The sequence below is a fragment of the Streptosporangium saharense genome, assembly GCF_014203715.1.
In the GTDB taxonomy this organism is placed as follows: Bacteria; Actinomycetota; Actinomycetes; order Streptosporangiales; family Streptosporangiaceae; genus Streptosporangium; species Streptosporangium saharense.
In genome coordinates this window covers 150,333-175,051 of record NZ_JACHJP010000005.1, presented here as the reverse complement: position 1 = coordinate 175,051, position 24,719 = coordinate 150,333, and the positions used below count along the sequence as shown (strand labels likewise).

Annotated in this window: 25 protein-coding genes; 9 read left to right on the top strand and 16 right to left on the bottom strand. The window is 69.7% G+C overall.

Annotation, left to right across the window (positions count from 1 at the left end):
• Positions 1-63: 63 nt before the first annotated feature.
• From FHS44_RS23835 to FHS44_RS23815, 5 genes are read right to left on the bottom strand one after another with little or no spacing between them, the layout of a single operon-like run.
• Positions 64-903: an ABC transporter ATP-binding protein gene (locus FHS44_RS23835; protein ID WP_184718303.1), complete on the bottom strand. Its 840-nt coding sequence runs from the start codon at positions 901-903 to the stop codon at positions 64-66.
• A complete protein-coding gene (locus tag FHS44_RS23830; protein WP_221461210.1) occupies positions 900-1,961 on the bottom strand; it encodes a FecCD family ABC transporter permease in 1,062 nt (353 codons plus the stop codon). Before FHS44_RS23830 ends, FHS44_RS23835 begins: the two co-directional genes overlap by 4 nt.
• A 3-nt stretch (positions 1,962-1,964) precedes the next feature.
• Positions 1,965-2,972: an ABC transporter substrate-binding protein gene (locus tag FHS44_RS23825; protein ID WP_221461209.1), complete on the bottom strand. Its 1,008-nt coding sequence runs from the start codon at positions 2,970-2,972 to the stop codon at positions 1,965-1,967.
• A 47-nt stretch (positions 2,973-3,019) separates the two neighbouring features.
• Complete coding sequence (locus tag FHS44_RS23820) at positions 3,020-4,762, bottom strand: ABC transporter ATP-binding protein (RefSeq protein WP_184718299.1); 1,743 nt, start codon at positions 4,760-4,762, stop codon at positions 3,020-3,022.
• On the bottom strand, positions 4,759-6,564 hold the full coding sequence (locus FHS44_RS23815; protein ID WP_221461208.1) for an ABC transporter ATP-binding protein: 1,806 nt from the start codon (positions 6,562-6,564) through the stop codon (positions 4,759-4,761). Before FHS44_RS23815 ends, FHS44_RS23820 begins: the two co-directional genes overlap by 4 nt.
• A 112-nt stretch (positions 6,565-6,676) precedes the next feature.
• Between FHS44_RS23815 and FHS44_RS23810 the strand changes: the two genes are divergently transcribed.
• Entirely contained in the window at positions 6,677-7,333 is a 657-nt protein-coding gene (locus FHS44_RS23810) for a helix-turn-helix domain-containing protein (protein ID WP_312863784.1), read from the top strand.
• Here the strand turns inward: FHS44_RS23810 and FHS44_RS23805 are convergent.
• Positions 7,245-7,733 (bottom strand): GntR family transcriptional regulator, encoded by a 489-nt coding sequence (locus tag FHS44_RS23805; RefSeq protein ID WP_184718295.1) that lies wholly within the window; start codon positions 7,731-7,733, stop codon positions 7,245-7,247. The genes FHS44_RS23810 and FHS44_RS23805 overlap by 89 nt on opposite strands.
• Positions 7,730-8,614, bottom strand: a complete 885-nt coding sequence (locus FHS44_RS23800) for a hypothetical protein (protein ID WP_184718293.1) — start codon at positions 8,612-8,614, stop codon at positions 7,730-7,732. The genes FHS44_RS23805 and FHS44_RS23800 overlap by 4 nt, the downstream gene beginning before the upstream one ends.
• A gap of 580 nt (positions 8,615-9,194) precedes the next feature.
• On the opposite strand from FHS44_RS23800, the gene FHS44_RS23795 reads away from it, so the two are divergent.
• Positions 9,195-9,548: a nucleoside triphosphate pyrophosphohydrolase gene (locus FHS44_RS23795; RefSeq protein WP_184718291.1), complete on the top strand. Its 354-nt coding sequence runs from the start codon at positions 9,195-9,197 to the stop codon at positions 9,546-9,548.
• A 153-nt stretch (positions 9,549-9,701) separates the two neighbouring features.
• Here the strand turns inward: FHS44_RS23795 and FHS44_RS23790 are convergent, their stop codons facing one another.
• From FHS44_RS23790 to FHS44_RS23780, 3 genes are read right to left on the bottom strand one after another with little or no spacing between them, the layout of a single operon-like run.
• Positions 9,702-10,133 carry a nitroreductase family deazaflavin-dependent oxidoreductase gene (locus FHS44_RS23790; protein ID WP_184718289.1) on the bottom strand — a complete coding sequence of 144 codons (432 nt, stop codon included), beginning with the start codon at positions 10,131-10,133 and terminating at the stop codon, positions 9,702-9,704.
• Positions 10,130-10,762 carry an antibiotic biosynthesis monooxygenase gene (locus FHS44_RS23785; protein ID WP_184718288.1) on the bottom strand — a complete coding sequence of 211 codons (633 nt, stop codon included), beginning with the start codon at positions 10,760-10,762 and terminating at the stop codon, positions 10,130-10,132. The genes FHS44_RS23790 and FHS44_RS23785 overlap by 4 nt, the downstream gene beginning before the upstream one ends.
• Positions 10,759-11,370: an NADPH-dependent FMN reductase gene (locus FHS44_RS23780; RefSeq protein ID WP_184718286.1), complete on the bottom strand. Its 612-nt coding sequence runs from the start codon at positions 11,368-11,370 to the stop codon at positions 10,759-10,761. Before FHS44_RS23780 ends, FHS44_RS23785 begins: the two co-directional genes overlap by 4 nt.
• Before the next feature lie 79 nt (positions 11,371-11,449).
• On the opposite strand from FHS44_RS23780, the gene soxR reads away from it, so the two are divergent.
• Positions 11,450-11,857, top strand: a complete 408-nt coding sequence (gene soxR, locus FHS44_RS23775; protein ID WP_184718284.1) for a redox-sensitive transcriptional activator SoxR — start codon at positions 11,450-11,452, stop codon at positions 11,855-11,857.
• Here the strand turns inward: soxR and FHS44_RS23770 are convergent.
• Complete coding sequence (locus FHS44_RS23770; protein WP_184718282.1) at positions 11,850-14,132, bottom strand: polysaccharide lyase 8 family protein; 2,283 nt, start codon at positions 14,130-14,132, stop codon at positions 11,850-11,852. The two genes, soxR and FHS44_RS23770, sit on opposite strands and share 8 nt — an antisense overlap.
• Before the next feature lie 128 nt (positions 14,133-14,260).
• A complete protein-coding gene (locus FHS44_RS23765) occupies positions 14,261-15,181 on the bottom strand; it encodes a hypothetical protein (RefSeq protein WP_184718279.1) in 921 nt (306 codons plus the stop codon).
• A 262-nt stretch (positions 15,182-15,443) separates the two neighbouring features.
• Here FHS44_RS23765 and FHS44_RS23760 point away from each other — a divergent pair, with 262 nt between their 5' ends.
• The 4 genes from FHS44_RS23760 (at position 15,444) to FHS44_RS23745 (ending at position 18,277) form a co-directional block, all read left to right on the top strand.
• Positions 15,444-15,590: a hypothetical protein gene (locus FHS44_RS23760; protein WP_184718277.1), complete on the top strand. Its 147-nt coding sequence runs from the start codon at positions 15,444-15,446 to the stop codon at positions 15,588-15,590.
• A gap of 51 nt (positions 15,591-15,641) precedes the next feature.
• Positions 15,642-16,610 (top strand): MvdC/MvdD family ATP grasp protein, encoded by a 969-nt coding sequence (locus FHS44_RS23755; protein ID WP_184718275.1) that lies wholly within the window; start codon positions 15,642-15,644, stop codon positions 16,608-16,610.
• Entirely contained in the window at positions 16,610-17,629 is a 1,020-nt protein-coding gene (locus FHS44_RS23750; protein ID WP_184718273.1) for a TIGR04500 family putative peptide maturation system protein, read from the top strand. The genes FHS44_RS23755 and FHS44_RS23750 overlap by 1 nt, the downstream gene beginning before the upstream one ends.
• Before the next feature lie 72 nt (positions 17,630-17,701).
• The gene (locus FHS44_RS23745; protein ID WP_184718271.1) at positions 17,702-18,277 is read left to right on the top strand and encodes a 1,2-dihydroxy-3-keto-5-methylthiopentene dioxygenase; all 576 of its coding nucleotides are present in this window, start codon (positions 17,702-17,704) and stop codon (positions 18,275-18,277) included.
• 8 nt (positions 18,278-18,285) lie between these two features.
• Here FHS44_RS23745 and FHS44_RS23740 read toward each other — a convergent pair whose 3' ends face one another.
• Together FHS44_RS23740 and FHS44_RS23735 are read right to left on the bottom strand one after the other, a co-directional pair.
• Positions 18,286-18,600: a MerR family transcriptional regulator gene (locus FHS44_RS23740; RefSeq protein WP_184718269.1), complete on the bottom strand. Its 315-nt coding sequence runs from the start codon at positions 18,598-18,600 to the stop codon at positions 18,286-18,288.
• 389 nt (positions 18,601-18,989) lie between these two features.
• The gene (locus FHS44_RS23735) at positions 18,990-20,582 is read right to left on the bottom strand and encodes an MFS transporter (protein WP_312863783.1); all 1,593 of its coding nucleotides are present in this window, start codon (positions 20,580-20,582) and stop codon (positions 18,990-18,992) included.
• A gap of 115 nt (positions 20,583-20,697) precedes the next feature.
• Between FHS44_RS23735 and FHS44_RS23730 the strand changes: the two genes are divergently transcribed.
• Positions 20,698-21,117: a MarR family winged helix-turn-helix transcriptional regulator gene (locus FHS44_RS23730; protein WP_184718265.1), complete on the top strand. Its 420-nt coding sequence runs from the start codon at positions 20,698-20,700 to the stop codon at positions 21,115-21,117.
• 40 nt (positions 21,118-21,157) lie between these two features.
• Here FHS44_RS23730 and FHS44_RS23725 read toward each other — a convergent pair whose 3' ends face one another.
• Both FHS44_RS23725 and FHS44_RS23720 read right to left on the bottom strand, forming a co-directional pair.
• Positions 21,158-22,243, bottom strand: coding sequence for a hypothetical protein (locus FHS44_RS23725; protein ID WP_184718263.1), 1,086 nt, complete (start codon positions 22,241-22,243; stop codon positions 21,158-21,160).
• Positions 22,244-22,514: 271 nt separating this feature from the next.
• The gene (locus FHS44_RS23720) at positions 22,515-23,453 is read right to left on the bottom strand and encodes an anti-sigma factor RsbA family regulatory protein (protein ID WP_184718261.1); all 939 of its coding nucleotides are present in this window, start codon (positions 23,451-23,453) and stop codon (positions 22,515-22,517) included.
• Positions 23,454-23,722: 269 nt separating this feature from the next.
• Between FHS44_RS23720 and FHS44_RS23715 the strand changes: the two genes are divergently transcribed.
• Positions 23,723-24,697 (top strand): NAD-dependent epimerase/dehydratase family protein, encoded by a 975-nt coding sequence (locus FHS44_RS23715; protein ID WP_184718259.1) that lies wholly within the window; start codon positions 23,723-23,725, stop codon positions 24,695-24,697.
• Positions 24,698-24,719: the final 22 nt, after the last annotated feature.

Below are 24,719 nucleotides of genomic sequence, written 5' to 3'. Positions count from 1 at the left end.
TCTCGCCGACAAGGGTCGCGTCGGCGCGGGTGAGCATGTGCGCGCCGTACATCTGGGATGAGCTCACTGGCCGACTCGGCTCTTCATTTTCTCTCCCAGGGGCACGTTGCCGCTCGCCGGGTCGGGGGTTCGTGGGGGTGTTGGTGAGAAGGCTAGAAGGAGTTGGCCGGTGGTGGGGTGGGTCAGGTGTGTGCATTCGACGCCGAAGATGTCTCTGACCAGTTCGGGGCTGAGTACATCCGCCGGGGGGCCGCCCGCGACGACGCGGCCTGCTTTGAGGACGTAGAGGCGGTCGCAGTAGCTCGCGGCGAAGTTGAGGTCGTGCAGCACGCACAGGGTTGTGCGTTCGAGTGTCCGGACGAGTTCGAGGAGATCGAGGGCGGCGTGGATGTCGAGGTGGTTGGTCGGCTCGTCGAGCAGAAGCAGGGGGCTGTCCTGTGCGATGGCCCGGGCGACGAGGACGCGCTGTTTCTCGCCACCTGACAGGGTGCCGATCTGGCGTGATCGGTAGTCGAGGAGATTGACACGTGCGAGGGCGTTCATGACGGCGTCGTGGTCGGCTGGGCCGGTGCGGTCGAACGGTCCCTGCCAGGGCGCGCGGCCGAGCGCCACGATGTCCTCGACGGTGAAGTCGAAATCGGTGACCGGTTCCTGGTGCACGAGGGCGGCACGACGCGCGATCTGTCGTTGGCTGAGGGACCGTACGTCGTCGCCGTCGAGCGCGACCCGACCGGCGACGGGATCGACCGCGCGGAAGACGGTGCGCAGCAGTGTGCTCTTCCCGCTGCCGTTCGGACCAACGAGCCCGACGCGTTCGTTGTCGCCGACCTCAAGATCGCACTCGGTGACGATCGGCACTCCCCCGAGTTCGACGCTGACGCCGGCCAGTTGGAGTCGTGTCACCGCTCGGCCCCTTTACGTCGTAGCAGCCACAGGAACAATGGCGCACCGAGCACGGAGGTGACGATGCCGATCGGCAGTTCCTCGGGGCTGATGACGATGCGGCACAGCAGATCGACCGCGATGAGATAGATCGCCCCGACGAGGACGGCGATCGGAAGCACCCGGCGATGGTCGGGGCCGACGATGATCCGGACGAGGTGCGGGATGACGAGGCCCACGAATCCGATGCCACCGACGAGGGCGACGAGGACTCCGGTCATGAGTGAGGTGCTGATGAGGAACTTCCATCGGAGCCGGTGGACGGGGAAGCCAAGGGAGAGCGCGGCCTCGTCCCCGAGCACCATCGCGTTCAGCGCGCGGGTTTGGAGGAGGAGATAGCCGCATCCGACCACCACCACCGTTGTGGGAATCGCGATATTTGACCACTTGGCCTGTCCGAGGGAGCCGAGCAGCCAGAACATCACCGATCGCGTCTTGTCAGGATCCGCCGAGCGGAAGATCACGAAACTGGTCAGTCCGGTGAACAGGTAGGACAGCGTGACTCCGGCCAGGACCAGGCGGGTGGGCGAGTATCGCCCGCCCCGCTGGCCCAGCCAGAGCACGGCGACGGTCGCCATGAGGGCACCGGCGAACGCCGTCGTCGAGGTCGGCAGACCGGCCAGGGCCGCCGCGCCGTACGTGATGGTGATCGAGGCCATGAGCCCGGCGCCCGCTGAGACACCGAGGACGTAGGGGTCGGCGAGTGGATTACGCACGGTCGCCTGCAGGACCGTGCCGACAAGCGCCAGGCCCGCCCCGACAGCGGCAGCGAGCAGCACGCGAGGCGTGCGCAGGTTCCAGACGATCTGGTCGTTCACGCCGCCGATGTGCTGTGAGCCGCCGAGGAGGCGGTTCCAGATCACGTCGGCCACGGTCCCCAGGTCGATGTTGACCGCGCCGAACGCGATACCGAACGCTCCCATGGCGACCAGCACCACGCAGAGGACTGACACGACGCCCCACAGGGTGGTCGCCTTCGCCGCGTTCGTGACCGGTACACGGTCAGAGCGTGGACGCACGGCTCACTCCTGTTTGAAGGCTTCGGGATGCAGGAAGCGCGCGAACTCTTCCACCTCGTACACCGGTCGGACGCCCGTCCTCGCGGCGGTGTCGGGATTCACGATGAGAATCCGGTCGTTCTTCACCGCGTCAGTAGTTGGGAATGTCTGCTGGACGAAGCCGACCGGATCGTTGGTGGTCGTCGAGGGGAAGAACAGGATCGCCTCCGGGTTGGCGGCGGTGATCTCCTCCTTGCTCAGGATCTTGAACTCCTCGCTCGGATCGTCGAACAGGCTGTTGGATCCGCCCGCGAGTTCGGCGATGTCCACGTCCAACCCGCCCGTGTTGACCCACAGATCCGACCCGATCAGCGTGACCCCCGCGACTTTGACGGGCTTTCTGCCATCGACCCGTTTGGCGACGTCATCGAGCACCTTCTGGAGGCGCTCGTTGAGGGTCTTCGCGCCATCGGAAACGCCCAGCAGTGCGCCCATGTTCTTGATCTCGCCGAACACGTCGCTGACCTTGTTGGTCGCCGAGTTCTTCTCGCAGCCACTGTTCGCGATGTAGACCGCGATGCCGGCTTCCTCCAACTGCTCTGTCGTGGGCGTCCCTCCGTCGCCCGACAGAGTCCGTCCCTGCTCGGCGATCACCAGGTCAGGGTGGAGGGCGAGCAGGGCTTCGCGTCCCGGCAGCGCGTCGCCGATGTCGGGGAGTTCACCGAGTTGCCCGCGGTACTTCTCAGCCGGTTTCGCGTGCACTCCTACGACACCGACGACGCGGTCGCCGACGCCCATCTCGAACAGCGTGTCGACCGAGCCGCCACCGATGACCACCACGCTCTCCGCGGGCTTGGCAAGGCTCACGGTGCGGCCGCAGGACTGGACTTCGATCGCGCCTTGACCCGACGCCGCAGAGGTTGAACCTGGGTCAGAGCCGCACCCGGCCATGGCGATGACGCACGAGGCCACCGTGAGCGCGAGCGCGCTCCTTCGTCGGATGCGACGTGACGATGTATTAACTGTGAACATGAAGTCTTCTCATGAGATTGGTTGAGTGAACCGGGACCGGACGGTGTTCACGAAACGGTCCCGATGCGCCAGTGCCGGGCTCGTTCGTACTGCCGGCTGATGCGAGCGAACGTGCCGCCGGTGCGCAGCAGTTCTGCCGGGGTTCCGGTCTCGACGACCCGGCCCGCGTCGAGTGACACCACCTGGTCGGCCGATGCCAGCGTCGCGGGGCGATGGGCGATCACGATGACGGTGCGGTCACGGCCGGCACCGAGGTTCGCGATCGCCTGGGTGATCGCCGCCTCGTTCTCCGGGTCGAGCGCGGAGCTCGCCTCGTCGACGAGCACGATGCGGGCCTGTTTGAGCATCGCCCGCGCGATCGCGACCCGCTGACGTTCACCCCCTGACAGTTGGGCTCCCGCCTCCCCGACACGGGTGTTCCAGCCGCCGGGAAGCCGTTCGATCACTTCGTCGAGTCGAGCCGCCCTGGCGACCTCGCGGAGTTCGTCCCAGGTCGCCTCCGGTCGTGCGAGGCGAAGATTGTTCTCGATGGTGTCGTCGAAGAGATAGACGTCCTGGAAGATGATCGCCATGTCGTTGAGCAGGACCTCTGGGTCGAGGTCCCGGACATCGACGCCACCGATGCGCACCTGGCCTTCCTCGGCATCGAAGAACCGGGCGACGAGCCGGGTGACAGTGGTCTTTCCCGAACCCGACGGGCCGACCAGCGCGGTGGTGGTGCCCGCCCGGCACCTGATCGTCACCTCGCGGAGCGCGGGCGCCTCGCCACCGGGGTAGGTGAAGGTGACCCCGGTGAGTTCGACGTGGGGGTCCACGATTCGGCGCACAGGTTCGGCGGGTACCGGCAGCACGGGCGTGGCGAGGAACTCCTCGATGCGGGTGATCTTGTTCGTCATCGCGCGCAGTGCCCCGATGAGCTCGATGAGATTGCCGAGCGGCTGCAGGAAGCGAGCGGCGAGCACGAGCAGCGCAACCGCCGTGGCGACCTCGACGCGCTCGCTGACCATCAGCCACGCCACCAGGGCGAGCACGGCGACGAACCCGGTCGCGACAACGCCGGTGTAGAGGAAGAACGGTCGGCGAGCGCGATCCATGCCTTCCCGGTAGGTGTCCCGGTGGCGGTCGAGCGCGGCATGCATCCGGGGCGTTCCGTGGGCGTGTCCGGCCGCGCGGAGAACGGGCTGGACCTGGCCAAGCTCGATCGCACGACTGGCCACGTCAGCCGCCGCGCGCTCCAACTCGATCTCCGCTTCGGCGGAGACCCGTGCGGCGCGCCTGAGTGTCCAGGAACCGACCAGAGCGATCACGCACAGCAGTACGGCTACTCGCCAGTCGGCGACGAACACGATCGCGACCACGGTGGCGGGCAACAGCGTCGAAGTGATCACCGGATTGCCGATCACCACGGCCAGGTGTGCGGCGTCACCGACATCGGCGGTCACCGCGCGCGCGAGCCTCGCCTTGTGCGCGGCGGTGAACCAGCCGAGCGGCAGGGTGCTCACGTGACGCATCAACTGCTTGCGCAGCTGTGCCGCGAGAACACCGCCCGCCGCGTAGCCCACCGGGTCGGAGACGATGGCCAGCAGCCCGTAGACGACGGCCCCGATGCCGCCGAGCACGAGCCACGGCGTCGCCGCGGCGATATCCGGCTCCTGCCGTACAACGGCATGCAGGATCGGAACCAGGAGGCCGAGCAGCAGACCTTGCAGGACCGCTTGGATCACGGTGAGCGACCAGAGCCGGGCGAGCAGCTTCGGATCGGGCCACAGGTGGTAGAGGCGGCGGATCATGCCGTTACTCCTTCTTGCGCCATCCACATCCGCGCGTACAGGCCGTCGCGTGTGAGCAGTTCGTCGTGGCGGCCCCGCTCGACCAGTCGTCCGTTGTCGAGCACGAGGATCTGGTCGGCCCCGGCGATGGTGTGCAGCCGGTGAGCGATCACGATCACCGTCTTGCCCACCGCCAGCCTGGCCAGCGCCTCCTGGACCGCGGTCTCGCTGTCGGGGTCGAGTGCGGCGGTCGCCTCGTCGAGCACGACGATCGGTGCTCCGGACAGGATCGCTCGCGCGATTGTCAGGCGCTGACGCTCGCCGCCGGACAGACCTCCGCCGCCCGCGTCGAGCGGCGTGTCATAGCCCTGGGGCAGTGCTTCGATCACGTCGTGGATGTGCGCGGCGATCGCGGCCTCGCGGACGTCTTCGTCGCCGGCACCGGGGCGGCCGATGCGGATGTTCTCCGCCACGCTGTCGCGCAGCAGCGAGACGTCCTGGAACACCAGCGACATCGAGGCCAGCAGCCTGGCCGATCCGATCTCGCGGATGTCGACGCCGCCGATCCGGATCGCGCCGCCGGTAACGTCGTAGAAGCGCGGCAGCAGGCTCGTCAGGGTCGTCTTGCCCGCGCCGGAGGGTCCCACGATCGCGGTCACCGTGCCCGTCGGGCAGACGGCGCTCACGTCTTCGACCGCACAGGTCGTCCCGTCGTAGGAGAAGGACACGTGGTCGAACTCGACCTCGTGGCCGTCCGGGGTGCGTGACCGTTCGGGCTCGGGGAGCGGCATGCGCGCGAGCAGCCGTTCGATGTTGGCCGCGCCCATCCGGCCCTTGCGCACCGCCTGGGCGCCGGACACGGCGGGGATGATCGAGGCGGGCAGACCGACCGAGACGACCAGGAACGCCACCAGCTCCGCGCCGGTGAGCGATCCCTGGGCTATGAAGGCCACCCCCGCGGCCGTGACCGCCGTGAGGACGGCCATCTCCGAGCCGAGCAGCCGGGTGACCGCCGAGCTGTGGCGAACCTCGTTGACCCAGGCGGCGAACGCTTCGGCGTATTCGTTCACGGCCTCGTCGAAGCGGTGCAGGACGCGGCCCCCGGTGCCGAACGCCTTGACCACCTGGATGCCGTCTGCGTACTCGACGCTGGCGGCGCTGATCCGCCCCTCAGCGGCGATGAGCCGGTTCACGTGGGCCGCCATCGAGCGCATCGAGACTCGGTAGCTGACGGTCATCAGCCCCAGGACACCCAGCACCACCAGCGCCATCGGCACGTCGACGGAGAAGAGATAGACCCCGGAGACGGCGATCACCGTGACCGCCCCGACGAGCTGACCCAGGGCGTGGGCGATGACCTCGTGCATCTCCTCCAGGTCGCCGGTCATCGCCCGCTTGACCCGGCCCGACCCCGAGGCACGGAACCAGCCCAGCGGCAACGCGCCGAGATGACGCACGATCCGCACCCGGAGGTGGTGCAGGATCGCGGCGTCGGCGTAGTGCCCGAGACGGGAGGACTGCACCATCAGGACGAGCCACAGTCCGGCCCCGGCAGCCCCGATTCCCACCCACGTCCAGACAGCCGCGGCGGAAACCGACGGGGTGCTGAGCGTGACCCGCGCGATCTCGGCCGCGGCGACGTAGGGCACGATCCCCGCCCCCGAGGAGAGCGCCGACAACAGGCCGCATGCGATGAGATATGACCGGATGGGGGCGAACAGCCGCGCCAGGGCGCCCGGCTCGGCAAGACCCGGCCCCTGCTCCGTGCCCACGGCGGGTTCGGGCACGGAGTCCGTGCGTGGTTCCGATGTTGTCGTGCTCAAGACCGTGTTCCTCCGTCGTCGGTTCGCTCCGGCCGCCGGACTCGTGCAGGGAGAAGTAAGGCATGCCTAACCATGCCTCCCATCGTGAATCTTGAAGGCGACTTGATGTCAAATGGAGTACATGAGCGATCCAGCAAGCGTCTCGATCGGCAAGGCAGCGGCCCTCTACGACCTCGCCCCCTCCACGTTGAGGTGGTGGGAGTCCCAGCGAGTGCTCCCCAGGGCGACACGCGTGAACGGGCGGCGCGTCTACAGCGAGACCGATCTCCGTCGCATCGGCCTCGCCTACCTGTGCTCCGTGACCGGCGTGATGTCCCTCGACCAGGTCTCCGAAGTCACGATCGGCCGCCGCAACGATCTATGGCACAGGACGGTGAAGGGCCAGGTTCGGCTGCTAGAGCAGAAGATCGAAGAGCTGCGGAACGCTCATACGTACCTGATGCACCTGCTGGAATGTCCCGACGACGACATCGTGGACGAGTGCCCCTGGCTCGACGGCGAACTGATGAGTCACACCCCACGAGGCCGGGTCGCGGCCGAGAGCTTCGTCGCCGCGGCTCAGTCGACGCCGCGCCGTACCAACGCCTCGGCCGACCGTGACGAAACAGTGGAAGTCTGTGACGAAACGGGAGTACCGCTCAGTCGCTGCGCCGTCTGCGCAGGCACATTCGCCCAAGCGCCTACCGGGCGTCGCCGCCGGTACTGCTCACGGGCATGTCAGCAACGGCACTATCGCGAGACCGCACGGGAACGGTCGGCGCGGCGATGACCGCCCTCGCGAAAGGTCCTTGAGGGGCTGCTGGGTGAAGGGCCGCGACGGCGTTGGACAGGGCGACGATCGCTTCCTCGGGGGATCCGCCGAGTCGGGTCACCTCGGCGAGGTAGGCGCGGGCGTGGTCTCTGATCAGCTCCGCCCGTGCCGTCTGGGGCTCGGACTGTGGCAGAACCCGGGTGCCACCGCCGCGTTTTCCGGTGACATATCCGGCCTGCTCAAGCTCCTTGTACGCCCGTGCCACCGTGCCCGCCGCCAGGCCGAGGTCGGCGGCGAGTTGGCGGACCGGAGGGAGCCGGGTGCCGACGGCCAGCACCCCGCACCTGATCAGCTCCGCGAACTGCGCCCGGATCTGCTCGTACGGCGGTGAGGGACTGGTGACATCGACCTCGATCATGAGGCTCTGATCGTCGGATGGGAGAGCAGTTCGGCCAGGTACCAGGTGGCCGAGCCAGCGGCGAAGACCGCGATCCCCAGGAGAGTGAACGCTGCGGGCACGGCCCAGTCGGCGAACTCGCTCTGCCCGAAGAGTGCTCCCGCAGCGATGACCGCGACACCGGCCAGTGGCAGGGCCACGCAGAGGCCGTAGGCCGCGGTGACCACGCGGGCGGTATGGGCGCGCTGCACGTCGTCCACGGCTCTCGCCGCGGCGTCGAGACCCGGACGTCCCCGCTGCACGACGCGGTGCACCACCAGCGCGGAGAGCAGGAACGCGGTGGCGAGCACGGCCAGCATGGGCCACGCGTAGAACCAGCCGGGCCAGGGACCGACCGCGCTGCGCACCATGCCGTCGGGACTGGACATGGCCAGCACCCGACCCGCACGGCCCAGGTCGTCGGCGCTCGCCGTGACGGACGTGGCCCCCAGCAGCAGGACGGTCACCAGGGAGAGGACACCGGCCAGCCACGCCGAGAACCTGGGCAGGTAGTCACGCGCCCTTCTGATCTCCAGCGACGCGCCCCGGATCGGTCCGTGGGGACGCGGCACGGCGAGCTCTCCCGCCAACGTGCCCAGTAACAGGCCGATGCCCAGGACGGGGGCGGCCAGCATCAGCCCCCGGCCAAGACTGTCCCAGCTCGACACGAGCCAGGAGGCGGCGAGGCCGACCACCAGCCCGGTGAGCCGCGCCCAGAGGAGCCGGGTCGCGGTCACGCGCAGCACGGACAGATCGCCACCGGCCGGCACCGAGACCACGCGGTTCAGCGACATCAACACGGCGAGGAGCCCGGCGACCAGCACCAGCGACACCGCGAGGACAAGGGGGTCCACAGGTCCCATGCCATCTCCTTTGTATCAACCGGACGATACAAAGTCTGCCCGACCCAACCCACTTGTCGCAACCGATTGATACAAATCCATGCGGCTCCGACGAGATCTGAGCCGTGATCTTCTCTTGGGGTCGCCGGGGTCGATAGAGCACAAAGATGTCTACAGACATGGCTTCAGACAACGGTGTGATCGACGTAGCGCACCGGCGCCGGGGTGCCGCTGAGTTGGGAAAGGCGTCGATGACGTTGGCGAAGCCGTACTGGACGGTGCGTCTGTGCAGGGTGTCCTGGTCGATTTCGCCCGTGTTGAACGCGCGGCAGGCGTCCAGGAACCTGCTGTTGGCGGCGATGCCCTGTCGGTCGTGGTGCCTCAGGGCCTCACAGAGCAGTTCGGCGTACGGCGGCGCCAGCTCGTCGAGCGTGACGTGGGTGCGGCCGGTGGCGGCGGCCCGCAGCAGGGTCTCGCCGAAGGGGAACTTGTAGGTGGCCGAGTTGGCTCCGTACAGCACGATGGCGCGCCATACGCTCTCACCGGTGACCACGCCGCGTCGGTAATCCACCCGTGCAGTATTGATCAAGGGGGCGACATTTTGCACCAAAGACGGACAACGACCTATGGCAAGCTGGTCCGCGACCGGATTCCGGAGATCATCGAGGCCGAGGGGCTGACGGCCGGGGTGCGCGTCCTCGACGAGCGGGAGGTGGTTCCCGCGCTGGTCGCCAAGCTCGCCGAGGAGGCCGAGGAGCTACGCCAGGCCGGACCCGACGACCGTCTGGGCGAACTGGCCGACCTCCACGAGGTGCTGGCGGCTCTCGCCGGAGCACTCGGGTTCTCCGACGAGCAGGTCCGGGAGGCGGCACGCCGCAAACGGACCGAACGGGGCGGCTTCGGTCGCCGCCTGTGGCTCGACGAGGTGACGTCTCCCGGCGAGTCCGACGGGTGAGAGGCTCACGGACCAGAGCAGGTAAGGACCGTGGAGGAACTCCCACATCGGTTGTGGAGCTGAACGGCCCGTCCCGGAGAAGAGAAGGGACGGGCCATCAGCACGTCCGGAGACTCACACCTACGTAGACTCCGACGCGCCTGAACCGTGGTTCTACTGGCGGTCCAGGATCACCAGGGGGATTTCTCGGGGGGCTTTGGCCTGGTAGGTGTCGTAGAGGGGGAAGATCGAGGTCATCAGCCGCCACAGGTGGGGCTTCTCCTCGGCGGTGGCGACTCGGGCCCGGGCGGTGAACTTGTCCGGGCCTACCTGCACCGCGACCTCGGGGTCCTCGGTCAGGTTGAGATACCAGGCGGGGTGTCCCGCCGAGCCGCCGTTCGAGGCCACCAGCAGGTAGCGGCCCTCGTCCTCGCCATAGATCAACGCGGTACGGCGCAGCTTGCCGCTCTTCCTGCCCCGGGTGGTGAGCAGCAGGGTCGGAATCCCCTGGTAGATGTGGCCGTCCGCGCCGTCGGACTCGACGTAGCGGCGGATGTGCCTGGCCACCCAGTCCGTCGTGCTGTCGTACACCTCTGGATCCGTCATCTGGTTCCCCCTGCTGTGGTGAGGCTCGCGTGGAGGCGGTAGCGCCTGACCCCACTCTCCCGCACGCCGGGGAACTCCAGAACCCGTCGCCATTCGGGTGCGGAGCCGACGGTTCCCTGTCCGCTGTTCGCCAGGGCCTCCCTGTGGGACGCCTCGTCCGTCCATTCCGCGTAGTTGAGCACCCGGGTGCCGTCCAGGCTGACGTGGAAGTGGCCGGAGATCCCTCCGGGATGCGGGTCGGTCTCGGCGGCCAGCGCGTCGAAGACGGTGTCGATCCACCGTTCCTGCCGCCTCCGGTCGGGGCCGACGAACTCGACGGAGACGATGACAACGCACCCCGGCACCGGCGCGTCCTGCCTGGCCCCGCTGCGGTAGAGCCGGTAGGCGACCGGTTCGGCCCCCATCGTCGAGTGGGCTGCCGGAGGATCGATCGCCCACTGCTCGTAGACCAGGACGTCCTCGCCGTCGGTGCTCACGTAGGCGTTGACCGAGACGAGGTCCTCCGGCCACGGTCTGTCCTGCCAACTCGCCGTCACGGTCTCCAGCGGGGCGTGGTGGCGGGGCCAGTGGGCTGTCAGTACGGCACGGGCCTCGGGGTTGGCCGGGTCGGGATGAACAGGGGAGGTCATGACGCCTGCTTCCTCTCGGTGTACGGATTCCTGGCCCTGGCCTCCCTGAGCGCGTGTCCCCACCACAGGAGCTGGTCGAGCATGACCCCGGCCGCCGCGTCGCAACCATCGGGGTCCTTCGGCAGGCCGTCGGGGCCGAAGCGCTCCCAGGCGCCGTGGAAGCTGACCGTCTCGCGGACGGTGACCGCGTGCAGTTCGGCGAAGACCGCGCGGAGGTGTTCGACAGCCCGCAGGCCACCGGCCATGCCGCCGTAGGAGACGAAGCCGACCGGTTTGGCCTGCCACTGGGTGAAGTGCCAGTCGATCGCGGTCTTCAGGGACGCGGGGAAGCTGTGGTTGTACTCGGGGGTGACGACGACGAAGGCGTCCGCCGCCTCCAGCCTCGGGGTCAGTTTCGCCAGGGTCCGCGCGGCCTCGGGGCCCGGGGGCTGGCCGAAGGCGGGGAGCGCCTCGGGCAGTGGCGTGTCGGCCAGATCGACGAGGTCGACCAGGACGTCGTCGCGGTTTCCGGCCTGGGCGGCGAACCAGTTCGCCACGGTCGGCCCGAACCTGCCCTGCCTGACGCTGCCCACGATCACCGCAAGCCGCAACGGTTCCAATAATTTCATGACATGTCCTCCTCAGAAGAGTCCGTGAGGACAAGCCTCGAACTTAAACAAAGGTTGACGTCAAGTTAGTGTGGGCCGCATGACACGCGTCGAGGAGCTCACCGTGGGCGAGTTGGCCGCCCGCAGCGGTGTCCCCGCCTCCGCCCTGCGCTTCTACGAACGCCAGGGACTGATCCACAGCAGGCGCACCACCGGGAACCAGCGTCGCTACAGCGGGGGCACGCTGCGCAGGGTGGCCTTCATCCGCGCCTCCCAGAGCGTCGGCCTTCCGCTCTCCGCGATCGGCGAGGTCCTCGCCCTGGTCCCCGCCGACCACACGCCCACCCGGGAGTTCTGGGTGCGGGCCTCCGCGTGCTGGAGCGAACAGCTCAACGAGCGCATCGAACGCATGGAGCGGACGCGTGACCGGTTCACCGAGTGCGTCGGCTGCGGCTGCCTGTCGTTCGAGCGGTGTGCGCTGGTCGATCCCGGCGGGCTGGTCACGTGAGCCGTACGGTGACCGTCTGCGAGGCGCCCTCCTCGCCGGCGAGGCGGCCGAAGGACAGGGTGAGGCGTGGACCGGGGGTGGCGGCCTTCAGAAGGCGGGGAGTGCGGAGCACCTCGGCCACGGGGCGGTCCCAGGTGACGGTCAGCGCGTCCAGGTCGCAGCGCGGGTCGGAGACCGTGAGCGTGGCCGTACCGTCGCCGGGCTCCCTGACGAGGACCGCGCACGGGGCCGAGGCGGTCAGGGGCCCGACGGTGCCCGGCGTCCAGAAGTTGACGGCGGTCAGGCCGAGTGAGGGGACGTGGACGCCCTGCTGGAGAGCGGTGTTGGCGAGCACCCGCGCCCAGCCGGGGTCGGCGGCCCTGGCCCTGGTCGCCGAAGGGCTCGCGCCCGGCATGAGCAGATAGACGTAGCTCTCACCACGGGGATCGACGCCGTGGTCGAGCCAGAGGGTCGCGTAGCTTCGCCGTACCGAACCCGAGGCGTCGGAGCGCTCCTCGCGGAGGGTGCGCGGCCGGGAGCACGGCAGGACGTAGCCGCCGTGGCCCGCGATGTGCGCCCAGCCCGCTTCGGGGTCCACGGTGAGGGCGCCGGAGGTCCTGCGGTTGTCCACGACGGTCTCCACCGGGACGCCGTCGGCGCAGGTGATCCCGGCGCCCAGGCAGACCACCGCGTCGTCGAGGAAGAGCCACGTCTTGAAGGCTTCAAGCGTGCTCGCGAAGCCGTACAGGTGCTGGCCAATGGTCGCGTAAACACCGTCGCTCGCGCCGCCGACCCAGCGGCCAGGGGGGCAGGTGTCGCCCCAGCCCTCCCCCTCGCCGTCGGCCAGGCGCCGGGTCGAGACGGTCGTGCCGGGTAGCCGGTAGGGGTCCACGGTCTGCCAGAAGGAGTCGGAGTACTGGGCGCCGTGGCCCTCGGCCCACCAGGTGAGCATCCCCGAGCCGGTGTGCCAGCCACGGAGGTTCTCACCGTTGCCGTGTTCGTAGTGGCCGATCCGCCAGGAGGCCATGCTGAGCCCCGCGCACCAGCCCGGTCCACGATGGACGGCGCGGGCGCTCGCCGCCAGCAGGCGGTGCCCGGCGGGTTCGTCGAGGGCGGGCACGGTCTCGTCGTCCATGAGGGTCGCGAGGCGGGCGTGGAAGGCCAGGTCGTCGCGTTCGGCCTCGGCGAGCATGGGCCTGGCGGTGTCCCGCAGCGCCCAGCCCTTGACCATGCCCCGCCAGCGGTCCCGGTCGGCGGCCGGGGCGCTCTCCCCGAGCAGCAGGATCGCGGCGGCGATCGCGCGGCCCCTGTCGTGGTCGCCGTACGGCCTCCTGCCGACGGCCCGGCCGCTGACGAGATCCATGCAGAGGCCGTCGTGCACGACCGGCGCGAACGACCTGTCCACCATTTCGTGAATTATCCGGATGTTCGGGTCGGTGATCTCCCAGGGCGAGCCACGCAGTACGGCCAGCAGCGTGGCGACGCCGTTCAGCAGCGAGGCGCCGTAGGTCCCCTGATAGGGGACGAAGGTGTGCTGGACGAACGAGCCGTCCCGGTGGAAGCCGTCGCCCTCGGTGACGTGGCGCAGGACCGGGGACAGCGCCGAGACGGCAAGCGCCGCCCGGTCAGGGTCCGACCTGAGCATGGCGCGCAGCAGCATCACCGTGCACAGGTCCACCCGGTTGGCCCCGGTGCTGGTCCCGCCGTAGTCGGTCAGGCGGCGTTCCGGGACGAAGTGGTCGACCGCGTCGCGCAGCGCCCTGCTCCGCGCCTCCGTCAGGTGCGGGCCGACCAGCACGGCCGCGTCGAGGAGCGCCCTGGGGACGCCGATCTGCCAGTGCCACCAGTTGCCGGTCTGCGCGGCACCCTGGGCGTACACCCGGCGCCGGTAGTGGTCGACGCCCACGGCGACGGCCTCGGCCAGGCCCGCGTCCCCGGTCACCCCGGTCCCCGGCAGCGCGTAGGCGCGGGCCATGCTCCGCAGCCGCGCCGGGGTCGTGACGAACGACGGGAACGCCTGGTCGGGCCAGAGGGAGCCATCGGTCGGCGCCATGGCGTCCCGGTGCCTGGCCGCCTTCCTTCCCAGCCGCACCAGTCTCGTCCGGTACGGCTCCGCCTCCGGGTCGAACCCCGCCCCCGCCGTCACGTCCCGCCAGGTACGGCGAAGCCCGGCGAAGGCCTCGTCCCCGGGGTGTTCCCTGAGACGTACGAGCCTGCCGTCGGCCCCCAGGACGAGCGTCCCGGCCACGGCGACCCCGCCAAGCCGCAGGAACGCCCGCCGAGACCCCCAAGACACCCCCTGATTATCACGAAAAAAGCTGATAAATCACCCACGACCCGACCGTGGGGCGGGCAGCCGTACGAGGCGGAAAGGGTGAGCGGCCCGACCGGCGTGAGAAAAGACCGGCGTCACGGGACGCGGGCTCAGGGGCGGTCGCCCAGCCAGAGTTCGATGAGGCGTTCGGTGTCGGGGGTGCGCGGGGTGACGCTCCGCTCCCGGTGGTCCACCTCTACTCTCACGGGCCGCAGGTCGGGGACCCGCCCGCTGGCGAGCGCGTCCGGCTCGGGCAGTTGCTCGTACGGCCCCGGGCACCACCAGTAGACCTGCGCGGTGAGGGCGTTGTCCCCCTTCTCGACGTGGGTCGCGGCGAGTTCCTGCATGGCTTCGAGGGCCGCGACGATGTGGGTGTCGCCGATCTCGTGGACGATCAGGTACTCCGGGACGGGGAAGGCGACAAGCGCGCCGTACGGGGCGGATCCGACGTGGCGCCTGAGCACGTGGACGTGAGAGCCGATGTAGCGGTGGGTCTCCCCGACGTGCGTGATCGGGACGCCCCAGACCGCGTCGGTCTTGGCGTAGTGCGGCTCCCTGGTCAGGGAGGCGTGCAGCGCGGCGCCGAAGACCTGCTCCTGCGGCCTGTCTCCGAGGTGGACGCGGTTGAGCGGCACGATCGAGTCGGGGGTGTCGACGACCACCGTCTCGACGAGTCCCGGGGCGAGCGGGCGGGTCAGCAGGGCGTCCCGCAGGCCGGGCGGCTCGGCCAGCGCCTCCTCGGTGTAGACGCGCATCCGCAGGGACCCCTCGGCCAGCAGCCGTTCGATGTCGGGCGACGGCCGCGCCTCGGCGCGGACCGACCGCGCGAACCCCCGGGCGAAGTGCGCGGCGAATCCCGGCAGGTCGGCCGGGGGGATCTCGGCGGCGTGGACGCGCCACTCGCCGATGTCCACGGTGAGGTCGCCGTCCGGACGGCTGACGGCGACGGTCGCCGGGCCGGTGAGCCTGCCCGTGACGCCCTCCTCGGCCAGGGCCCTGAGCAGGCCTTCGCCGATGGCATCGTGGGACATGGGTTCTCCGATCAGAGAGGACCGATGACGGCTGTGTCGCCCCCGTTGGCACAGCGTCACGGGCCGGGCATCGGTCGCCGGTTACTACATAACCCGGGCATTATGCCGCTTCCGCCGACCAGACGATCATCAAGAAGTCCCCTGGACGGGGGACGGCCGATCATCCGCGTGACGGACGACCCTCCCCACCTCCCCCGCCTAGCCTTCACGGCGTCGGACCGCATCGGGCGGTCCACGGGAACAACAGGAAGGCAGGGACGACGTGAGCAAGTCGCGCACCACGCTCGACGACATCGCGGCCCTCGGCCCCGAGCTCGACGAGAACCAGCTCCTCCAGGTCAGCGGCGGCGCGAAGAGCCAGGTGATCGTGATCCACGGCAACCACAGCCACACCTCCGGCGACAGCTGATCGATCCGCCACGGGGACGCGTGGGACCGCGTCCCCGTGCGGGGACTCCAGATGATCCTCGTTCTGACCTCAGCCGGGGACGACCACGCGGACCAGGTGGTCGGCCTCCTCACGTCCGCGGGCGCGGACGTCGTCGTCTTCGACCCCGCCTCCTACCCGGCCCGCGCGAGCGTGGAGATCGGCCTTTCACGTGACGGCTCGACCCGCAGGGTGCTCGACACCGGGGAGCGCGGGGTCGTGCTGGACGAGCTGACCTCGCTCTGGTACCGCAGGCCGCTGCCCCCTGCCGCGAGCCCGGCCCACCCGGAACAGGTGAGGGCCTACGTGGAGCAGGAGTGCCTGGCCGTGACCGAGGGGCTGTGGGACGGCCTCGGCTGCCTGACGGTTCCCGCCCCGAGGTCGGTCCTCGACCGGGCCGGGCGCAAGCCGTACCAGCTCGAACAGGCTCGGCTGCTCGGCTTCGCGCTGCCGGAGACGCTGGTCACCACCGATCCCGACGCCTTCCTCGACTTCTACGACCGGCACGAGGGCCGGGTGATCACCAAGCCCGTGCACGGCAACCGGTTCGAGGCGGACGGGGAGTGGCTCGGCCGGTTCGCGGCGCCCGTCACCCCCGTGGACGTGGCGCACGCCGACGCGCTGCGGCTGTGCCCGGTCATCGTCCAGGCCTACGTGCCCAAGGAGGTCGAGGTCCGGGTGACCGTGGTCGGAAGGCGGGTCTTCGCGGCGGAGATCCACTCCCAGGTGAGCAACCACACGCGCTACGACTGGCGGCACTACGACCCGGGCGTCACCCCCATCAGGCCGCACGAGCTGCCCGGGGAGGTCGCCGCGCGGTGCGTGCGGCTGGTCGAGCGGCTCGGGCTCACCTACGGCGCGATCGACCTGATCCTCACCCCTGACGGCCGCCACGTCTTCCTGGAGATCAACCCGAACGGCCAGTTCCAGTGGATCGAGGCCGCCACGGGACTTCCCGTCGCGGCCGCGATCCGCGACCTGCTCATGAACGGACTGACGTGATGACGGACGGCCGGACCCTGGCGCAGGCGCTCCGCGTGCTCACCGACGGCGCCGACCTGGACGCGTTCCGGGCCGCCAACCCCGATCTGCGGGTACGGCTGGTCGCCCAGCGGGAGGAGTTCGACGGCTCCCTCCAGCACGCCCTGCTCCTCAAGGGGCCGGACGGCTCGACCGTCTCCCTGTCGTGGTCCCCCGACCTGGGGCTGCCCTGGCCGCTGCGCGGTGTGCACCGGGCGGGCGAGCACCTGCTGCTGCGGGTCAACGGCGTCGAGACCCCGGTCGCCAGGGCCGTCGCCTGCCTGGACTTCGTCTGGGACGAACGCGGGGTCGCCGACCGCCTGGTGACGGACTGCCTGGTCCGGGAGGCGCTTGAGGAGGAGCCGGAGCCGGTCTCCGACGCGGAGCTGCAGCGGGCGATGGACGCCTTCCGCAGGGCGCGCGGGCTGCTGACCGGCGCCGAGACCCGGGCCTGGATGGAACGCAACCACCTCTCCCACGCCGAGCTTGAGGAGCTGGTCGCGGTCGAGGCCTCGGTCGCCCGGCTGCGCTCGCGGATCGCCGCGGATCACGTCGAGGACTGGTTCGCCGCCCACGGTCACAACCTCGACGTCGTACGGCTGGCCAGGGTCGTCCTCGTCCCCGGCACACCCCTCACCGGCGACGGCTTCCTCGGCGACGTCGAGAGGGCGTTCGCGCGGGGCCAGGCCGTACCGGGTGAGACGTTCGTCGCCGCGCGCAGGCGCGAGCTGGTCGCGGAGCTCGGCGAGGAGGCGGCCGGGACGGTCATGTCCGCCGCGCCGGGGACGCTCGCGGGCCCCTTCCCCACGGACCGGGGAGAGCTGACGGTCAAGGTGCTGGCGGTCGAGCCCGCCGTGCTCGACGACGCCGTCCGCGACCTCGTCGAACGGGAGATCTTCGCCGGGTGGATCGAGCGGCGCAGACGCGCGGCCAAAGTCGAGTGGTTCTGGGGTACGGCGGAGCGCACCGGTAACGTGCCGGGAAATCAGCCCGAAAGGTAAGGGGAGAGCGCCCGGAGCGCGGGGGAGGAAAGCACCGGAACACGGACGGAAACCCGTGACGAGGAGACCCCGATGACCTTACTGACCGTCTGGGCCGACAATGACCCGGACACCGTGATCGCCAGGACCGAGGACGCCGAGGAGATCGCCGACGCGCTCAAGCCGTACGGGATCAGGTTCGAGCGGTGGGGGCCGGTCAGGGACCTGCCTGCCGAGCCGACCCCGGAGCAGGTGCTCGACGCCTACCGCGACGAGGTGGACCGGGTGATCGGGCAGGAGGGATACGTGCTGGTCGACGCGGTGCGCATGACGCCCTCCGACGACCCCGGGTGGGTGGAGCAGGCCGCGCTGGCGCGGGAGAAGTTCCTCTCCGAGCACACCCACGCCGACGACGAGGACCGTTTCTTCGCCAGGGGCGCCGGGGTGTTCTACCTGCACCTCGACGAGCGGGTCTACGCGGTGCTGTGCGAGGCGGGCGACCTGCTCAGCGTGCCCGCCGACACGACGCACTGGTTCGACATGGGCACCCGGCCCGACTTCGTGGCGATCCGGTTCTTCCACGACGAGGACGGCTGGGTCGGTGACTTCACCGGCAGTCGGCTGGCCGACGACTTCGCGGACTTCGACACGCTGATCGCCACCCGCTGACCACGGCGTCACGGCTCGGTGTTCGGGCGCAGTTCGGCGTTGAGGCGCAGGGCCTCTTCGAGCTGGTCCTCAAGGGAGATGATGCGGCAGGCCGCGTCGAGCGGGGTGCCCTGGTCGAGCAGCCTGCGGGCGCGGGCGGCCAGACGGAGCTGGCGGCGGGAGTATCTCCGGTGGCCCCCGGCGGAGCGGAGGGGTTCGATCAGTCTGGCGGCGCCCAGGCTGCGCAGGAACGCCGGGGTGACGCCGAGGATCTCGGCGGCCCGTCCCATGCTGTAGGCGGGGTAGTCGTCGTCGTCGAATCTGTCGGACAGCGCTTCTCCCATCGCACCTTCCGTGACGTGTGTCAGGCCCCGGTGCGCGCGAAGCACCGGGGCCCGAAGAGTTCAACACCATCTACCGGCTATCTTGCCGGTTTTTCTTGACCGCACACGCCCTCATGGAAGGCAGGGCGGGCGGGAACCGTCTGTGAGTAACCGAGGGACCACCTCCCGAGCCGTGGGTCTGTGGCGTGGTGTTCGTCTCCCCTTTCCCACGTTCCGCGGCGCCGTTGGCACGGGCGGGACCGTGTCGCGAAGTCCCGCGCGACCGGTGGCCTCCGGCGTCGCACGGCGTTTCGTCACTCGTCACGGTCGGCTTTCGCTTTCCGTGACACCACAAACCCTACGTTCCATAGGGTCAAATGTCTACATTGGACACAGCAGGTTTACCCCAATCATTCCTCGGTACGGCGTGCGCCGAGGGACAGGCTGGCTAGCAGGCCGACCGCGAGGAAACCGGCAGCCCCGAAGGCCGCGTAGCGCGTGCCGACCGCGAAGGACTCCTTGGCCGCCTCGGCGACCCCGGGCATCCGGGACAACCCGGCGATGGCCCCTCCCGCGCTGCTCTGCACGGCCGTGACGATCTGCTCCCGCCGTACCGGATCGATGCCGTCGGCCTGGCTCAGCCGGTGGTCGAGGTCGGCGCTGAGCCCGCCGAAGAGCAGCGTGCCGAGTACGGCGATGCCCAGCGCGGAGCCGATCTGCCTGACCGTGCTCTGCGTGCCCGACCCCTGACCGCTGCGCTCGACCGGGACCTCGGCCAGCACCACCCCGGTGAGCTGGGCGGTGGCCAGCCCGATGCCCATGCCGTAGCAGAACAGAAACGGCACCGGCAGCGCCCACGGGGTGTCCGCGGAGATCACCAGGCCGAGTCCGGCGATCCCGGCGATCTCCAGTGCCAGGCCGAGCCGTACCACGAAGGCAGCTCCCCTGGCCCGGGACAGCGGGGAGGCGAACGCGCTCGCGGCGAAGGAGCCGACCGCGAGCGGCAGCAGGGCGACGCCCGTCTGCAGCGGCGAGTAGCCCAGGACGAACTGCATCCACAGCGGCAGCGCGAACAGCACGCCGAACTCACCGAGGCTGACGATCAGCGCGGCGATGTTGCCGTTGCGGAAGGAGGTGATGGACAGCAGCGACAGGTCGAGCAGGGCGACCCGGCCCCGGCGGGCCCGTCCTCGTTCGACCAGCACGAAGGTGGTCAGGGCCAGCGCGGAGGCGGCGAAGGCGACGGGCACGGGCGACAGCGCGAACGGCCAGCGCCAGCCGCCGACGGTGAAGGGCTCGACGGACCGCCACCAGCCGTAGACCCGGCCCTCGACCAGCCCGAAGACCAGCAGGCCGAACCCGAGCGTCGAGAGCACGGCGCCGCCCAGGTCCGCGCCCCGCTGACCGTCCGACTCCCGCGACTCGGGCACGAACACCAGCACCCCGGCCAGTACGGCGACCGCGACGGGGATGTTGATCCCGAAGGCCCAGCGCCAGGACAGGTCAGTGGTGAGCCAGCCGCCGACCAGCGGCCCGAGGGCGGCCATCCCGCCGATCGTGGCGCCCCAGACGGCGAACGCGGTCGCCCTGTCCCTGCCGCGGAAGCCCGCGTTCAGCAGCGAGAGCGTGGTGGGGAAGATCATGGCCCCGCCGACGCCCTGCAGGATCCTGGACCCGACGAGCATCGGCCCGCTGACGGAGGCGGAGGCCAGCAGGGACGTCAGCGCGAACAGCGTGACCCCGGTCAGCAGCAGCCTGCGCCTGCCCAGCCGGTCGGCGAGCCTGCCGAAGGTGAGCAGCAGCGCGGCGAAGACCAGCGCGTAGGATTCCTGGATCCACTGCGCGTCCGTTGAGCTGAGCCCGAGGTCGCCGATGATCTGTGGGACGGCCACGTTGGTGATCGTCGTGCTGGAGATGATCATCGCCACGGCCAGCGCGATGAAGGCGAGCCCGGCCCACCGCGCCCGCCCCTTCGCCTCGGCCGTCTCCGGTGGCGCCGTCACGCCCACGTGTCCTCCCATGTGTCCCGCTTCGAGATGGAAATACTAAGTACCCTTAGCATCCTTCGGATAGCGTGGGCGGACGGTTTCTTTCGAGGGTTCTTTCGAGCGGGGTTCCATGGACGATCACGCCTCGTGGGCGACCGGCCGCCTGCTCCTGGTCGCCGCGCGCCTGGTCGAACGCGAGTGGAACGCCGTGCTCGCCGAGCGTGGCCTGACCCACGCGGGCTTCCTGGCCCTGCACGTCCTGCAGGACGGCCCACGGACCCAGCGGGAACTCGCGGCCCGCACCTACGTCGAGGAGCAGACGATCAGGCCGGTGCTCGACCGGCTCGAACGCGACGGTCACATCGCCCGCGAACGTGACACGGCCGACCGGCGCCGGGTGATGGTGACCCGTACCGACCTGGGAAAGCGGACCTACGCCGAGATCATGGAGGGAGACCCGGCCGAGCGGATCATCGCCGACCGGGTCGAGGACCCCGAGGCGCTGCGCGCCGAGCTCATCCGGCTGATCACCGGGATCCGGGACCGCTGAACGGCCGGTGGCCCCGTTCCCGAGGCCACCGGCCGGTGGATTACTTCTCCGACGTGTAGCTGACGAAGGAACGTTCCGGCTTCAGCGTGACGGCGTTGTAGCACTTGACGCCGTTGACGATGGCGTCGTTCGGCGGGGTCACCCAGAGCTTGTAGATGTTGCAGTACTCGGGCCCGGGACCGAACGCGGTCACCTGGACGTGGTCACGCAGGTAACCGATCTTGGGGAAGGTCACCTGACGGCCGGGGGCGAAGTTCTGGATGGTGTTCCCTCCGGGCACCAGGGTGTTGAAGTTGATCCCCGCGGGAGTCGGCGCGTACGGCCCGGCCGCCGTGGGGTTGGTGTCGAGGACGTAGCCGAAGAACCGGGGCGGGACCGCGGCGCCGGTGATCGCCCGCTGGCGCTGGTAGGTCAGCGTCCAGCCGGTCCTGATCGGCCGGTTCGTCGCGTCGTGGCAGATCACCTTCACGTTCTGCGCGCTGGTCGCCGACCCCCACGAGCCGACCTTGCAGCGGGCGGGCTGCTGCGGGTCGACGGCGGTCACCTGGAGACCACCCTCGGGACCGGCCGAGCCGAGCCCGGGAAGGGTGACGCCCCAGACGCCGGTCCCACTCGGCGTGACGGTGTTGACGCCACCGGCCGAGTTGAACTGCGTGACGATCCCACCGCCGTTGTAGTGGATGTAGCCGAGCGCCTGCGGAGCGGGGAGCGTTCCACTGCTGGTCTCGTAGACGATGGTGAACGGGGTGAAGACGGGGGCGCCGCCGTACTTGTAGCACTGGACGACCGCGACCTCGTCGGCACCCGAGGGGCCCCAGTTCTGGAGCTGGCACCACTCGGCGTTCGGCGAGACGGCGGTCACGTGCGCGACGCCGCCCCGGGCCGCGATGGTCGGGAAGACGACCTTCACCTGGCCCGTCGAGCCCGCCGAGACGGTGACGTTCGACCCCGACGACCAGCTTCCCGCCTGGTGGGCCAGGTTGGGGACGCCGGAGAAGACGTCGACGAAGGCGAATCCCCAGCGGTCGGGAACTGCGGCCTGGGCGGTCGTGGCGGGGACGAGCCCGGCGAGGAGTGCGACGACGCCGCACAGGACTCCGAGAAAGGGTTTTCTCAACCGGCGCATACGGTTCTCCATCTTTTCTGGGGGGTGTGATGGCATATGGGAGCGACACCGGTTGACTCCGGTGCTCATCAGGGGGGGGTGGAAGACGCGGATCCTTGGCCTCTGCGCCATTGATAACCCAGTTAGAGCCCGGAGAAAAGACCCAAAAAGGCACACGACGCCCTTAATTCCAACTGGTAATCCGCCAGCGGCAAAAAAGCGGCGTCGGCCTGTCAACTTCGGATATAACCTGGTTGAATCCCCCTGTCGAATACCCGGTTTTTCCTGACGGTCAGATCGTGAAGTAAACCCGGACGGTCGTGCCGTCCTCGCCGGTGTGGACGCGGACGAGATCGCTGAGCAGGTTGGTGACGAGCAGCCCGCGTGAGCCCCGCAGCCGGGGATCGACGGGCCCGCGCCCGGCGAGGGGGTCGGTGATGCGCCCGGCGTCCCTGACGTCCATCACGACCTGGCCGCCCTCGGTCCACACCCGCAGCACTCCCCCGCCGCCGCCGTGGCCGAGGCTGTCGGCCACCAGCTCACCGGCGATCAGCCGCAGGTCGCCGAGGCGCTCGCCGGAGAGCCCGGCCCTGGAGGCGCGCCCCGCGGCGAACTCCCGTGCCCGTCCCGGATCGCCGTCCCCGCTCCCGAAGGTGAGCGTCTCGGCCGTCTCGGGGTCGGGCAGTGCCCTGTTGGCGTCGCGGATGGCGCGTTCCGGCGCGTAGGCCTCGCTGAGCCGCAGCCCGGAACCGTCGAGCAGGACGGGGTGGGTCGTCTCGGCGTCCCTGACGACCCCGGGTGCCAGGGCGTCGGCGTCGTAGGGACACATGATCGTGACGGCCCTGCCGGGAAAGGCCAGGTTGACCAGGGCCTCGTGCTGGAGACAGGCGGGATACTCGGTGAGCGAGCGCCCCGGCCAGACCGGCTCCCCGACGATCCGCACCCTGCGGCCCTCGTGCGGGTCGGCGAAGGCACGCAGCACCCCGGGGATGATGCGTCCCGGGTTACGGCCCTCCCTGGTCATGTCGAGGAAGCACACCGCCGACGCCTGCGGACCGAGCCAGGCCCGCAGCAGCCTGAGGTTCCGCTCGGGGACGGCGACCGCGACGGGCTCTCCGGCCGCCAGTCCGCCCCGGATGAACGGCAGAGTCGCCTGGAGATACTCGTGGTCGCCCCGATAGAACAGGGCAGGATGGACGAAAGGATCGAGATCGGCTGTCGCGGTGTCCATCACGCCTCCGCGCCGACCGATGAGGGGTGAGCGGGCGCAGGTCCCGGCTCTGGCCGAATTGCCATGGCGATGATCCTGAACTAGAGAAGGGGTACCGTCCAACGTACCCCCTGCCGCCTTTCTCGGCGAAGCCGACGACCGCCAAAGGACATCCCAAAAGCAGCCCTACCTGCCCTTTTCCCGACATTTCCTGCTATCGACCATTCCGGCGGGAACACTCGGGAATTTCGGCCTGCCGTACAGCAGGCATATGCGACAAAATTATGACTATGCAAATTTTGATCATCGGCGGCACCAGGTTCGTCGGACGGCACATCACCGAGGCCGCCCTCGCGGCGGGGCACGAGGTCTCCCTCCTGCACCGGGGAAGGACCGGGGCCGACCTGTTCCCCGAGGCCGAGCACCTGACGGCCGACCGCAACGCCGACCTGTCGCTCCTGCGGGACCGGGCCTGGGACGCGACGATCGACGTCAGCGCCTACCTGCCCGCCCAGGTCGACTCCCTCGCCGACGCGCTGTCCACCGGGCGCTACGTCCTCATCTCCAGCACCGCCGTCTACACCCCTCCCGCCTCCCCCGGCTTCACCGAGGACTCACCGCTGGCCGAGTTCGACGGCCCGGTCCCCACCGAGGTGACCGTCGAGACGTACGGCGCGCTGAAGGTGCTGTGCGAGCGGACCGCCGCCGCCAGGTTCGGCGAGAACGCCCTGGTCGTACGGCCGACCTATGTGGTCGGTCCCCACGACCACACCGGACGCTTCACCTACTGGGTCAACCGGATCGCCGAGGGCGGCGAGGTCCTGGCGCCCGGCGACCCCACGGACCCGATCCAGGTGATCGACGCCCGGGACATGGCCTCGTGGATCGTCGGCCTGCTCGACCGGCCGGCAGGTCCCACTGTCTTCCACGCGGTCAGCCCGGCTCCGCCGTACTCCTTCAAAGACATGCTGGAGGCGATCCTGGCCGAGGTCGGACCGCCAGGGACGACCCTGACCTGGGTCGGCGCGGACTTCCTGTTCGCCGAGGGGGAGGATGGCACGTCCCTGCCGCTGTGGTCGGAGGGCGACAGGTGGATGACCGTCAACACCGCCGACCCGGCCGCCGCCCGCGCCACCGGACTCGACCCACGCCCGCTCAGCCGTACGGTCCGTGAGATCCGCGCCTCGGAGGCCGGGTTCTCGACGGAGAGCACGATCACCCAGGAGCGGGAAAACGAGTTGCTGACCAGGTGGCACTCACGCTGAACTCAGACCGAACCGGTAGCTC

Bases quoted from the DNA above. Each gene is read 5' to 3' on its own strand.
- FHS44_RS23825 (WP_221461209.1), bottom strand. From the start codon at position 2,972: ATGTTCACAGTTAATACATCGTCACGTCGCATCCGACGAAGGAGCGCG.
- FHS44_RS23820 (WP_184718299.1), bottom strand. From the start codon at position 4,762: ATGATCCGCCGCCTCTACCACCTGTGGCCCGATCCGAAGCTGCTCGCC.
- FHS44_RS23810 (WP_312863784.1), top strand. From the start codon at position 6,677: ATGGAGTACATGAGCGATCCAGCAAGCGTCTCGATCGGCAAGGCAGCG.
- FHS44_RS23805 (WP_184718295.1), bottom strand. From the start codon at position 7,733: ATGATCGAGGTCGATGTCACCAGTCCCTCACCGCCGTACGAGCAGATC.
- FHS44_RS23800 (WP_184718293.1), bottom strand. From the start codon at position 8,614: ATGGGACCTGTGGACCCCCTTGTCCTCGCGGTGTCGCTGGTGCTGGTC.
- FHS44_RS23790 (WP_184718289.1), bottom strand. From the start codon at position 10,133: ATGACGGATCCAGAGGTGTACGACAGCACGACGGACTGGGTGGCCAGG.
- FHS44_RS23785 (WP_184718288.1), bottom strand. From the start codon at position 10,762: ATGACCTCCCCTGTTCATCCCGACCCGGCCAACCCCGAGGCCCGTGCC.
- FHS44_RS23780 (WP_184718286.1), bottom strand. From the start codon at position 11,370: ATGAAATTATTGGAACCGTTGCGGCTTGCGGTGATCGTGGGCAGCGTC.
- soxR (WP_184718284.1), top strand. From the start codon at position 11,450: ATGACACGCGTCGAGGAGCTCACCGTGGGCGAGTTGGCCGCCCGCAGC.
- FHS44_RS23765 (WP_184718279.1), bottom strand. From the start codon at position 15,181: ATGTCCCACGATGCCATCGGCGAAGGCCTGCTCAGGGCCCTGGCCGAG.
- FHS44_RS23755 (WP_184718275.1), top strand. From the start codon at position 15,642: ATGATCCTCGTTCTGACCTCAGCCGGGGACGACCACGCGGACCAGGTG.
- FHS44_RS23750 (WP_184718273.1), top strand. From the start codon at position 16,610: ATGACGGACGGCCGGACCCTGGCGCAGGCGCTCCGCGTGCTCACCGAC.
- FHS44_RS23745 (WP_184718271.1), top strand. From the start codon at position 17,702: ATGACCTTACTGACCGTCTGGGCCGACAATGACCCGGACACCGTGATC.
- FHS44_RS23740 (WP_184718269.1), bottom strand. From the start codon at position 18,600: ATGGGAGAAGCGCTGTCCGACAGATTCGACGACGACGACTACCCCGCC.
- FHS44_RS23730 (WP_184718265.1), top strand. From the start codon at position 20,698: ATGGACGATCACGCCTCGTGGGCGACCGGCCGCCTGCTCCTGGTCGCC.
- FHS44_RS23725 (WP_184718263.1), bottom strand. From the start codon at position 22,243: ATGCGCCGGTTGAGAAAACCCTTTCTCGGAGTCCTGTGCGGCGTCGTC.
- FHS44_RS23720 (WP_184718261.1), bottom strand. From the start codon at position 23,453: ATGGACACCGCGACAGCCGATCTCGATCCTTTCGTCCATCCTGCCCTG.
- FHS44_RS23715 (WP_184718259.1), top strand. From the start codon at position 23,723: ATGCAAATTTTGATCATCGGCGGCACCAGGTTCGTCGGACGGCACATC.